Raw genomic sequence first — 10,448 nt, forward strand, 5'->3', positions numbered from 1 at the left:
TCAGAAGTGAAACGCCGTAGCGCCGATGGTAGTGTGGGGTCTCCCCATGCGAGAGTAGGACACTGCCAGGCATCAAACAAAGCCGAAAGCCCTGAACTGACGTTCAGGGCTTTTTGCTATGCGTAAAATAATGTCATGACTGTCTTTATTGTTTATAAAAATGCCAATTTCGGGCGCATGTCCATTCTCTCATAAGCATGCATAATGTTTTTGATGAGGTAAATTTTCAGCTCAATATATAATTGATAGCTCCAGATTATTATTTAAATAATAAAAATGTCTATTTATGAACATGTAGATAAGAGTTTTCCTGTTATATCAAAGATAAGTCTTAATTCTTCCGCGCATTCCTCGATAAATTTCACGTTAATTAAAACAAATATTAGCCAGACGCCTCGAATCGAGTAGACTAGGCAACAGATTATTTCCGGATGAGTACTGAACGTTATGTCTACTGAAAGCGCGTCTTTAAAAAACCACAATACTTTTGCGCTCCCGGTCAACGCAGCGCACCTGATCATGGCCGATAGAATTGAGCTGATGCTCAAAGTTTGGCAACAAACGCGCAAGCGTCAGGAGCCGCTGCTGATTCTCGGTGAAGGTAGCAACGTGCTGTTCCTGGAAGATTTTGCGGGCACGGTGATGGTTAATCAGCTAAAGGGCATCGATGTTCGGGAAGATAATGGCGCCTGGTATCTCCACGTCAGTTCCGGTGAGAATTGGCACGATCTGGTGCAATATACGCTCCAGGCAGGCATCTGCGGGTTGGAGAACCTGGCGTTGATTCCCGGCTTGGCCGGCTCCGCCCCTATCCAGAACATCGGCGCCTACGGTGTCGAATTGAAAGATGTCTGTGAGTATGTCGATCTACTGGATTTCTCCACCGGCGCCATCGATCGCATTCCGGCAGCCGATTGTGGTTTCGGCTATCGGGAAAGCATTTTCAAACACCGTTTCCAAACCGGGTATGTCATTGTCGGACTCGGTCTGCGTCTGAGCAAGCAATGGCAACCCAAACTGAGTTATGGCGATCTGACCAAACTGGATCCCGCCACGGTGACACCGCTTCAGGTATTTGAATCCGTATGCGCGATGCGCCGCAGTAAGTTGCCAGACCCGCGTGAAACCGGCAACGCCGGCAGCTTTTTCAAGAATCCGCTGGTAAACGCGGGGAAAGCCGCTGAACTCATCGCGCAATACCCCGGCATGCCGCATTATCCGCAGCAGGGGGACCAGGTGAAGCTGGCTGCCGGTTGGTTGATCGATCAGTGCGAACTGAAGGGATATCGTATCGGTGGCGCAGCGGTACACCGCCAGCAGGCGCTGGTGCTGGTGAACCTCGACAATGCGCACAGTCAGGATGTGGTGGCGCTGGCGCGCCATGTACGCAAAACGGTGGCCGATAAATTTGGCGTGTGGCTGGAACCTGAGGTGCGCTTTATTGGCGCGACCGGTGAGCTGAATGCTGTGGCGGTGCTGTCATGAAAGATACCAAGGTCCCATTAAAGCTGATTGCACTGCTGGCCGACGGCGAGTTCCATTCCGGAGAACACCTCGGTGAGTCATTGGGCATGAGCCGTGCCGCAATTAATAAGCATATCCAGACCATTCGCGAGTGGGGACTGGATGTCTTTACCGTACCAGGCAAAGGCTACAGCCTTCCTGGCGCCATTCAGCTGCTGGAAGCCGAACGCATTCTCAGTCTGCTGGAAGACAAGCGCGTGAGCGTGTTGCCAGTCGTTGATTCCACCAACCAATATTTGTTGGATCGCATTGCCGAATTGAACTCGGGCGATGCCTGCGTGGCTGAATATCAACAGGCGGGGCGAGGGCGTCGTGGGCGTCAGTGGATCTCGCCATTCGGTGCCAATTTGTATCTGTCGATGTTTTGGCGATTGGAACAAGGCCCGGCCGCAGCGATGGGGCTCAGCCTGGTGATCGGTATGGTGATGGCAGAAGTTCTGCAGCGTCTCGGTGCGGCAGACGTACGCGTGAAGTGGCCCAACGATCTTTACCTGAACGATCGTAAACTGGCGGGGATCCTGGTTGAATTGACGGGGAAAACCGGCGATGCGGCCCAACTGGTTATTGGCGCCGGCATCAATCTGGCGATGCGTGATACCAATGCCGGCGGAATAAATCAGGGATGGATCAACCTGCAAGAGGCCGGCATTAACATCGATCGTAATGAGTTGACCGCCACTCTGCTCAATGAACTGCGGCAGTCGTTAAAGCAGTTTGAGATAGATGGACTGGCGCCATTCATTGGCCGCTGGCGCGCTCTGGATAATTTTATCGATAGACCGGTCAAACTGCTGATCGGTGAGCGGCAGATTGTGGGTATCGCCCGGGGTATCGACTCACAAGGTGCGCTTTTGCTGGAGCAGGATGGGGAAATCAAACCCTTTATCGGCGGGGAAATATCGCTGCGCAGCGCGGAATAGTGAAGTAAAACAAGGGGGCGATAACGCCCCCTTGTTAGATCGGTTGGTTTATTTTCTTAAGCGCACGCTTTCAACGGCATGGTTGGCGCTTTTGGTCATAATCAGGCTCGCGCGTTCGCGGGTAGGCAGTATGTTCTGCTGTAAATTCAATCCGTTAATTTCATTCCATAATTGCGTGGCAATATTAATCGCTTCCGGCTCAGGCAATTTTGAATAGTTATGGAAATAAGAATCAGGATTGGAAAATGCGCCCTGACGGAATTTCAGGAAACGATTGATATACCAGCTTTGCAATAGCGTCTCCGGCGCATCGACATATATAGAGAAGTCGACAAAATCGGAAACGAATACGCGATGCGGATCGTGAGGATAATCCATACCGCTTTGCAATACGTTAAGCCCTTCCAGAATAAGAATGTCCGGCTGCTCGATGACTTTATTGCCTTCGGGGACTACGTCATAGATCAAATGGGAATAAACCGGGGCGGTGACGCGTTTGGCGCCGGATTTTACTTCCGACACAAACTTCACCAGGCTATGCATATCGTAGGACTGCGGGAAGCCTTTTTTCTTCATCAAACCGCGTTCGTTCAGCACCTTGTTAGGATGCAAGAAACCGTCGGTAGTGATCAGCTCAACGCTGCGGTGTTCCGGCCAGCGGCTCAGCAGGGCCTGCAACAGACGCGCGGTCGTGCTCTTGCCGACGGCTACGCTGCCGGCGATGCCGATGACATAAGGAATTTTTTGCCCGTCAGTGCCGAGGAATTGCTCCAGCACCGCCTGCCTACGCAGGTTGGAACTGATATAGAAGTTCAACAGTCGTGACAGCGGCAGATAAATCTGCGCAACTTCTTCCAACGAGAGATCTTCGTTAATCCCTTTCAGTTTAACGATCTCTTCTTCCGACAACGTCAGCGGCACCGAATCTCGCAACGCAGCCCACTGGGCACGATCGAACTGTAGGTAAGGCGTTGCTAAAGATTGATCTCTTTTTATCATAAGCCAAATTCTGCCTGTTAACGCAGGTTGGGAAAGGCGCCGGACGCCAACTCCAGAGAATAAACAAGCTGCATATTATAGACAGCTTCGTTTTTGGCGTAGACTTTTTTCGCAAAAGTTGTCGATAGGCAGCAGTTTATGTCAATTGTGCGAAGCGGCGCGCAGTTGATAAAGCGGGGTTGCAAGGCGGCATCATTGAGTCAGGATACCGCCTCGAGGCTAGCTGGCAATAGCGCGCGAAGAGGGGGTCACGATGAACAGACGTTTGTAATAAATGATGGTCGGGTGGTAATAGCCATCGGGCCCGGCTGCATAATCCGGTATTTCTCCCAGACAGCGATAGCCTAGGCTGCGGTAAAGCGCCTCCGCCGCCGAACCTGTCTGCGTATCCAGGTACAGGAGCCCGCGCCGCTGTTGCAATGCCGCTTGCTCCAGCGTCTTCATCAGCGCCTGGCCGACGCCGTTGCGACGAGCTCGGCTGTGAACCAGCAGCTTCACCACCTCCGCACGATTGCGGCCGTTCGGCTTCTGACAAAGCTCGAGTTGCACGGTGCCAACGACGCCGCGCTCATCGCGCGCAATCCACAACAGCCGTTCACCCTTAGCCAGAGCAGGACGAAGACTGTGGAAGTAACTTTCGGCATCTTCATGGGGGATTAAGGTATCGTAGCCCACCGAAGCGCCGTGCGTGATGGCATCGGTCAACAGGTGGGCCAACTCGTCGCGGTAAATTGGGAGCGTAGCGGCGTTGACAGGCACTATTTTCATCGGTCATTCCTCCAGGATGGGGGTAATGAAGATAAGCAATAACTGCGCCAGAGCGGCGAAAGGTATGACGCCGGCGAAAGGGCGAGGAATAAATGTAGTCCATGCCGCACCACGGGGCAGCTATCTTCTTTTTGGTGCATCGATCCCGCTCACAGTTTACCGCTGTGGGTTAAGCGTTATGAGAAGCCCGACACGGAGAAAGGGGCGCTCAAGGCTTGCCAAAAGTGGATAAAATTGTAGAGAATGATTGCTGCGGGTGATGAATGTTTGCACGCTGCAGGCTGCGAATTGCATGACAGCATGCAAAATTGACTGATTTGTGAGCGAAAGTGCGCGTAAAGCAATTTTTTTGTTGCATAGGTCGCCCGCTCTACCTAGAATGCGCTGCACTTGATGCCGGCTTAGCTCAGTAGGTAGAGCAACTGACTTGTAATCAGTAGGTCACCAGTTCGATTCCGGTAGCCGGCACCATTCAAGTCACAAGTAGTTAAAATCTGGTGGGGTTCCCGAGCGGCCAAAGGGAGCAGACTGTAAATCTGCCGTCACAGACTTCGAAGGTTCGAATCCTTCCCCCACCACCAAATCTTGCCTTCGGCGATTAACTGAGATGCGATAAATACCGCAGCGGTTGATGGCGGGAGGAGAAGGCGAAAGCCTTCGTCAAGGTTCGAGCTGTGCAGCGCAAGGCGCAGCCGGCCCGAAGGATGCGAGCCGAGTGATGAACAATCCTGCTCCATCCCAAAATTCTACAGAAAAATCAGGTAGCCGAGTTCCAGGATGCGGGCATCGTATAATGGCTATTACCTCAGCCTTCCAAGCTGATGATGTGGGTTCGATTCCCACTGCCCGCTCCAAGATGTGCTGATATAGCTCAGTTGGTAGAGCGCACCCTTGGTAAGGGTGAGGTCGGCAGTTCGAATCTGCCTATCAGCACCACTTCTTAATTTCTCGCCCCCTGATTTTCTTTCTGTTCTGGATTCAACGAGCAAATGCTTGGTTGATGTGGTGATACCACCGATTTATCCGTGTCTTAGAGGGACAATCGATGTCTAAAGAAAAGTTTGAACGTACAAAACCGCACGTTAACGTCGGTACTATCGGCCACGTTGACCACGGTAAAACTACCCTGACTGCAGCGATCACCACCGTACTGGCTAAAACCTACGGCGGTTCTGCACGTGCTTTCGACCAGATCGATAACGCACCAGAAGAAAAAGCTCGTGGTATCACCATCAACACCTCTCACGTTGAGTATGACACCCCGACTCGTCACTACGCGCACGTTGACTGCCCAGGGCACGCCGACTACGTGAAAAACATGATCACCGGTGCTGCTCAGATGGACGGCGCGATCCTGGTAGTAGCTGCGACTGACGGCCCAATGCCTCAGACCCGTGAGCACATCCTGCTGGGTCGTCAGGTTGGCGTTCCTTTCATCATCGTATTCATGAACAAATGCGACATGGTTGATGATGAAGAGCTGCTGGAACTGGTAGAAATGGAAGTTCGCGAACTGCTGTCCGCTTACGACTTCCCAGGCGACGACCTGCCAGTAATCCGCGGTTCCGCGCTGAAAGCGCTGGAAGGCGAAGCTGAGTGGGAAGCGAAAATCATCGAACTGGCCGAAGCCCTGGACAGCTACATCCCAGAGCCAGAGCGTGCAATCGACAAGCCGTTCCTGCTGCCAATCGAAGACGTATTCTCCATCTCCGGTCGTGGTACCGTTGTTACCGGTCGTGTTGAGCGCGGTATCATCAAAGTTGGCGAAGAAGTTGAAATCGTTGGTATCAAAGACACCGTTAAGTCTACCTGTACTGGCGTTGAAATGTTCCGCAAACTGCTGGACGAAGGCCGTGCTGGTGAGAACGTAGGCGTTCTGCTGCGTGGTATCAAACGTGAAGAAATCGAACGTGGTCAGGTACTGGCTAAGCCAGGCTCTATCAAGCCGCACACCCAGTTCGAATCTGAAGTGTACATCCTGAGCAAAGATGAAGGTGGTCGTCACACTCCATTCTTCAAAGGCTACCGTCCACAGTTCTACTTCCGTACTACTGACGTGACCGGTACCATCGAACTGCCAGAAGGCGTAGAGATGGTAATGCCAGGCGACAACGTGAACATGGTTGTAACCCTGATTCACCCAATCGCGATGGACGACGGTCTGCGTTTCGCAATCCGTGAAGGCGGCCGTACCGTTGGCGCTGGTGTTGTTGCCAAAGTTATCGCTTAATCGCTGATAAAGTTTGACGCGACACGCGGTAAAAGGGCATCATTTGATGCCCTTTTTCTACGCTGTGAACTAGAACCTATCTCATCAGCGATTTTGCAGTCATAATCATTGGTGAGATGGGCTCTTAAACCGTATTGACTGAAATACGTCATAGCGTAAAACACCGGGATATCGCTAGTGCGGTATCCGATCGGTTTGGTTTGCCTCGCAATGCGAGGCAAAGTTGTTTGTTCTGAATCATCATTGTGACAGGTTGGTTTATGAGTGCGAATACCGAGGCTCAAGGGAGCGGACGCGGCCTGGAAGCGGCAAAGTGGCTGATCGTCGCCGTTCTGTTGGTTGTGGCTATTGTCGGTAACTATTACTACCGTGATTTAAGCCTGCCATTGCGCGCGCTGGCAGTTGTGCTGATCATCGCCGTTGCTGGTGCAGTGGCTCTGATGACCACCAAAGGCAAAGCCACCGTTGCGTTTGCCCGCGAAGCGCGTACCGAAGTACGTAAAGTGATTTGGCCAACTCGTCAGGAAACGCTACACACCACGTTGATCGTTGCCGCGGTAACCGCCGTGATGTCACTGATTCTGTGGGGGCTGGATGGTATTCTGGTCCGTCTGGTGTCGTTTATTACTGGCCTGAGGTTCTAAAATGTCTGAAGCTCCAAAAAAACGTTGGTACGTCGTTCAGGCGTTTTCCGGTTTTGAAGGTCGCGTAGCGCAATCGCTGCGTGAACACATCAAACTGCACGATATGGAAGAGCTGTTCGGCGAAGTGATGGTGCCTACGGAAGAAGTGGTTGAAATCCGTGGCGGCCAGCGTCGCAAGAGCGAGCGTAAGTTCTTCCCTGGCTATGTGCTGGTGCAAATGGTAATGAATGACGCCAGCTGGCACCTGGTGCGCAGCGTACCGCGCGTCATGGGGTTCATCGGCGGTACTTCTGACCGTCCTGCGCCGATCAGCGATAAAGAAGTTGATGCGATCATGAACCGCCTGCAGCAGGTTGGTGACAAGCCGCGTCCGAAAACGCTGTTCGAGCCGGGCGAGCTGGTGCGCGTCAACGACGGCCCGTTTGCCGATTTCAACGGCGTGGTCGAAGAAGTCGATTACGAGAAGAGCCGCCTGAAAGTTTCCGTTTCCATCTTCGGCCGTGCAACGCCGGTGGAACTGGACTTCAGCCAGGTTGAAAAAGGCTGATCGAATAATCAGCAGTAAGCGGTCCGTTGCCGCTTGTCAAAGGCGCGAAATTGAACTACAATTTCGCGCCTTTTGTTTTTAGATGCCTTGCCTGACGTTTGTTCGGCGAGGTTAAACACGGGGAGCCTCTCACGAGGCGATACTACCCAAACCGAGGAAATTTAAATGGCCAAGAAAGTACAAGCCTACGTTAAGCTGCAAGTTGCAGCTGGTATGGCTAACCCGAGCCCGCCAGTTGGTCCAGCTCTGGGTCAGCAAGGCGTTAACATCATGGAATTCTGTAAGGCGTTCAATGCTAAGACTGACAGCATTGAAAAAGGTCTGCCGATTCCGGTTGTTATTACCGTTTATTCTGATCGCTCCTTCACTTTCGTTACCAAAACCCCGCCAGCAGCAGTACTGCTGAAAAAAGCGGCTGGTATCAAGTCTGGTTCCGGTAAGCCGAACAAAGACAAAGTAGGTAAAGTGACCCGTGCTCAGGTACGTGAAATCGCAGAAACCAAAGCTGCGGACATGACTGGTTCTGACGTTGAAGCGATGACTCGCTCCATCGAAGGTACCGCTCGTTCCATGGGCCTGGTAGTGGAGGATTAAGAGATGGCTAAGCTGACCAAGCGCATGCGCGTGATCCGTGACAAAGTTGATGCTACTAAACAGTATGACATCACTGAAGCTGTTGCTCTGCTGAAAGAGCTGGCCACCGCTAAATTCGTAGAAAGCGTTGACGTTGCCGTGAACCTCGGCATCGACGCTCGTAAATCTGACCAAAACGTTCGTGGCGCTACCGTTCTGCCACACGGCACCGGTCGTTCCGTTCGCGTTGCCGTATTTGCCCAAGGCGCTAACGCTGAAGCAGCGAAAGCTGCTGGCGCAGAGCTGGTAGGTATGGACGATCTGGCTGACCAGATCAAGAAAGGCGAAATGAACTTCGACGTTGTTATTGCTTCTCCGGATGCAATGCGCGTTGTCGGTCAACTGGGCCAGATCCTGGGTCCACGCGGCCTGATGCCAAACCCGAAAGTGGGTACCGTTACTCCGAACGTTGCTGAAGCTGTGAAAAACGCTAAAGCAGGTCAGGTTCGCTACCGTAACGACAAAAACGGCATCATCCATACCACTATCGGTAAGGTTGATTTCGACGCAGACAAACTGAAAGAAAACCTGGAAGCCCTGCTGGTTGCGCTGAAAAAAGCAAAACCTTCTCAGGCGAAAGGCATGTACATCAAGAAAGTTAGCCTCTCCACCACCATGGGTGCTGGCGTTGCTATCGATCAGAGCGGTCTGTCTGCTGCAGCGAACTAATCGCACTTGCGATTATCGCTTTGACTTGGGGCCGAGATTTGTCTAGAATCTTATGCCCCAAGGTTTTGCTATTGGCGATGCCGTAAGCAAAACAAAGATTTTTCGGTTGGAGCCTGGCCTATCCAGGCCTCCGTCCAAGACCGCAGGTGTATCGCAAGATACTTAATCCTTCCTGCGTAGACGGTGACAGAGCCTAAGAAAATTTTTCTTTTTTATAAAAGAATGTCTTTGCTGGATTCTGCTCACCGTGTTAAGCCGCTCGGCGTGGCGTTTTACAAAGCGCCGAGTGAAGTGAGTTCCGGGGATTTTCCCCGGCTAATCCAGGAGCAAAAAGCTAATGGCATTAAATCTTCAAGACAAACAAGCGATTGTTGCTGAAGTCAGCGAAGTAGCCAAAGGCGCGCTGTCTGCGGTTGTTGCGGATTCCCGCGGCGTTACCGTAGATAAAATGACTGAACTGCGTAAAGCAGGTCGTGAAGCTGGCGTTTACATGCGTGTTGTTCGCAACACCCTGATGCGTCGCGTAGTTGAAGGCACTCCATTCGAATGCCTGAAAGACACGTTTGTCGGTCCAACCTTGATTGCATTCTCTCACGAACACCCGGGCGCTGCTGCTCGTCTGTTCAAAGAGTTCGCGAAAGCGAATGCAAAATTCGAGGTTAAAGCTGCGGCCTTTGAAGGTGAGCTGATCCCAGCGGCGCAAATCGACCGCCTGGCGACGCTGCCAACTTACGAAGAAGCGATCGCACGCCTGATGGCAACCATGAAAGAAGCCGCTGCCGGCAAACTGGTTCGCACTCTGGCTGCAGTACGCGATCAGAAAGAAGCGGCGTAAGCCCCTCTTTCTTAGCCTTTGCTAACGTATTTAAACTATTTCTGAATTTTAGGAACAATTGTTATGTCTATCACTAAAGACCAAATCCTGGAAGCAGTTGCCGCTATGTCCGTAATGGACGTTGTTGAACTGGTTTCCGCTATGGAAGAAAAATTCGGCGTTTCTGCTGCTGCTGCTGTAGCTGTAGCTGCTGGCCCAGCTGAAGCTGCTGAAGAGAAAACTGAATTCGACGTTATCCTGAAAGCTGCAGGCGCTAACAAAGTTGCTGTTATCAAAGCAGTACGTGGCGCTACCGGCCTGGGTCTGAAAGAAGCTAAAGACCTGGTTGAATCTGCTCCAGCCGCTCTGAAAGAAGGCGTGAGCAAAGATGACGCAGAAGCTCTGAAAAAATCTCTGGAAGAAGCTGGCGCAGAAGTTGAAGTTAAATAAGCCAACCTTTCCGGTTGCAGCCTAGTCTTTTAGGCTGATGGCTGGTGACTTTTTAGTCACCAGCCTTTTTGCGCTGTAGGGCGCCAGTAGCGTTTCACACTGTTTGGCTGCTGGTTTCGCCTCCCAATGTTTGTTTCTATTGACGACTTAATATACCGCGGTCTTTGCACTACCAGGAGTTCTGGGGGAAGGCGCGATGAAATGGTTTAAGCGTGATAGCAAGAGACATTGCGGAAAGTGTTCCCGCTTT

General features: G+C 52.0%; 11 protein-coding genes, 4 tRNA genes and 1 other RNA gene. 14 read left to right on the forward strand and 2 right to left on the reverse strand.

Features of this window, described 5'->3' with window-relative positions:
* The first annotated feature begins 447 nt into the window (after window positions 1–447).
* Entirely contained in the window at window positions 448–1,485 is a 1,038-nt protein-coding gene (murB, locus tag ACRAWE_RS23980; RefSeq protein ID WP_198637391.1) for a UDP-N-acetylmuramate dehydrogenase, read from the forward strand.
* Window positions 1,482–2,444 carry a bifunctional biotin--[acetyl-CoA-carboxylase] ligase/biotin operon repressor BirA gene (gene birA, locus ACRAWE_RS23985; RefSeq protein WP_019456481.1) on the forward strand — a complete coding sequence of 321 codons (963 nt, stop codon included), beginning with the start codon at window positions 1,482–1,484 and terminating at the stop codon, window positions 2,442–2,444. The genes murB and birA overlap by 4 nt, the downstream gene beginning before the upstream one ends.
* A 48-nt stretch (window positions 2,445–2,492) precedes the next feature.
* On the opposite strand, the gene coaA is transcribed toward birA, so the two are convergent.
* Window positions 2,493–3,443, reverse strand: coding sequence for a type I pantothenate kinase (gene coaA, locus ACRAWE_RS23990; protein WP_025160419.1), 951 nt, complete (start codon window positions 3,441–3,443; stop codon window positions 2,493–2,495).
* A gap of 219 nt (window positions 3,444–3,662) precedes the next feature.
* Window positions 3,663–4,211 carry a GNAT family N-acetyltransferase gene (locus ACRAWE_RS23995; protein ID WP_019456505.1) on the reverse strand — a complete coding sequence of 183 codons (549 nt, stop codon included), beginning with the start codon at window positions 4,209–4,211 and terminating at the stop codon, window positions 3,663–3,665.
* Window positions 4,212–4,606: 395 nt separating this feature from the next.
* On the opposite strand from ACRAWE_RS23995, the gene ACRAWE_RS24000 reads away from it, so the two are divergent.
* From ACRAWE_RS24000 to rplL, 12 genes are all read left to right on the forward strand, one after another.
* Window positions 4,607–4,682 (forward strand) — tRNA-Thr (locus ACRAWE_RS24000).
* A 25-nt stretch (window positions 4,683–4,707) separates the two neighbouring features.
* Window positions 4,708–4,792: transfer RNA gene (locus ACRAWE_RS24005), tRNA-Tyr, on the forward strand.
* Between the two features lie 46 nt (window positions 4,793–4,838).
* Window positions 4,839–4,954: non-coding RNA, RtT sRNA (locus ACRAWE_RS24010), on the forward strand.
* Between the two features lie 36 nt (window positions 4,955–4,990).
* Window positions 4,991–5,065: transfer RNA gene (locus tag ACRAWE_RS24015), tRNA-Gly, on the forward strand.
* Window positions 5,066–5,071: 6 nt separating this feature from the next.
* Window positions 5,072–5,147, forward strand: a tRNA-Thr gene (locus ACRAWE_RS24020).
* Window positions 5,148–5,256: 109 nt separating this feature from the next.
* Window positions 5,257–6,441: an elongation factor Tu gene (gene tuf, locus ACRAWE_RS24025; RefSeq protein WP_015376315.1), complete on the forward strand. Its 1,185-nt coding sequence runs from the start codon at window positions 5,257–5,259 to the stop codon at window positions 6,439–6,441.
* Window positions 6,442–6,701: 260 nt separating this feature from the next.
* Window positions 6,702–7,085, forward strand: coding sequence for a preprotein translocase subunit SecE (gene secE / locus ACRAWE_RS24030; protein ID WP_004929916.1), 384 nt, complete (start codon window positions 6,702–6,704; stop codon window positions 7,083–7,085).
* Window position 7,086: 1 nt separating this feature from the next.
* Window positions 7,087–7,632, forward strand: coding sequence for a transcription termination/antitermination protein NusG (nusG, locus tag ACRAWE_RS24035; RefSeq protein ID WP_004929914.1), 546 nt, complete (start codon window positions 7,087–7,089; stop codon window positions 7,630–7,632).
* Between the two features lie 165 nt (window positions 7,633–7,797).
* The gene (rplK, locus tag ACRAWE_RS24040) at window positions 7,798–8,226 is read left to right on the forward strand and encodes a 50S ribosomal protein L11 (protein ID WP_004929911.1); all 429 of its coding nucleotides are present in this window, start codon (window positions 7,798–7,800) and stop codon (window positions 8,224–8,226) included.
* Window positions 8,227–8,229: 3 nt separating this feature from the next.
* Window positions 8,230–8,934 carry a 50S ribosomal protein L1 gene (gene rplA, locus ACRAWE_RS24045; protein WP_019456443.1) on the forward strand — a complete coding sequence of 235 codons (705 nt, stop codon included), beginning with the start codon at window positions 8,230–8,232 and terminating at the stop codon, window positions 8,932–8,934.
* A 337-nt stretch (window positions 8,935–9,271) separates the two neighbouring features.
* Entirely contained in the window at window positions 9,272–9,769 is a 498-nt protein-coding gene (gene rplJ, locus ACRAWE_RS24050) for a 50S ribosomal protein L10 (protein WP_004929905.1), read from the forward strand.
* Window positions 9,770–9,832: 63 nt separating this feature from the next.
* Window positions 9,833–10,198: a 50S ribosomal protein L7/L12 gene (gene rplL, locus ACRAWE_RS24055; protein WP_004929903.1), complete on the forward strand. Its 366-nt coding sequence runs from the start codon at window positions 9,833–9,835 to the stop codon at window positions 10,196–10,198.
* Window positions 10,199–10,448: the final 250 nt, after the last annotated feature.

Origin of the sequence: Serratia sp. BFP-2025, from assembly GCF_050880365.1 — a bacterium.
Lineage (GTDB): Bacteria > Pseudomonadota > Gammaproteobacteria > Enterobacterales > Enterobacteriaceae > Serratia > Serratia surfactantfaciens.

Excerpts from the sequence above, each read along its gene's own strand:
- birA (WP_019456481.1), top strand. The coding sequence starts at position 1,482 with ATGAAAGATACCAAGGTCCCATTAAAGCTGATTGCACTGCTGGCCGAC.
- ACRAWE_RS23995 (WP_019456505.1), bottom strand. The coding sequence starts at position 4,211 with ATGAAAATAGTGCCTGTCAACGCCGCTACGCTCCCAATTTACCGCGAC.
- rplA (WP_019456443.1), top strand. The coding sequence starts at position 8,230 with ATGGCTAAGCTGACCAAGCGCATGCGCGTGATCCGTGACAAAGTTGAT.
- tuf (WP_015376315.1), top strand. The coding sequence starts at position 5,257 with ATGTCTAAAGAAAAGTTTGAACGTACAAAACCGCACGTTAACGTCGGT.
- coaA (WP_025160419.1), bottom strand. The coding sequence starts at position 3,443 with ATGATAAAAAGAGATCAATCTTTAGCAACGCCTTACCTACAGTTCGAT.
- nusG (WP_004929914.1), top strand. The coding sequence starts at position 7,087 with ATGTCTGAAGCTCCAAAAAAACGTTGGTACGTCGTTCAGGCGTTTTCC.
- murB (WP_198637391.1), top strand. The coding sequence starts at position 448 with ATGTCTACTGAAAGCGCGTCTTTAAAAAACCACAATACTTTTGCGCTC.
- rplL (WP_004929903.1), top strand. The coding sequence starts at position 9,833 with ATGTCTATCACTAAAGACCAAATCCTGGAAGCAGTTGCCGCTATGTCC.
- rplK (WP_004929911.1), top strand. The coding sequence starts at position 7,798 with ATGGCCAAGAAAGTACAAGCCTACGTTAAGCTGCAAGTTGCAGCTGGT.
- rplJ (WP_004929905.1), top strand. The coding sequence starts at position 9,272 with ATGGCATTAAATCTTCAAGACAAACAAGCGATTGTTGCTGAAGTCAGC.
- secE (WP_004929916.1), top strand. The coding sequence starts at position 6,702 with ATGAGTGCGAATACCGAGGCTCAAGGGAGCGGACGCGGCCTGGAAGCG.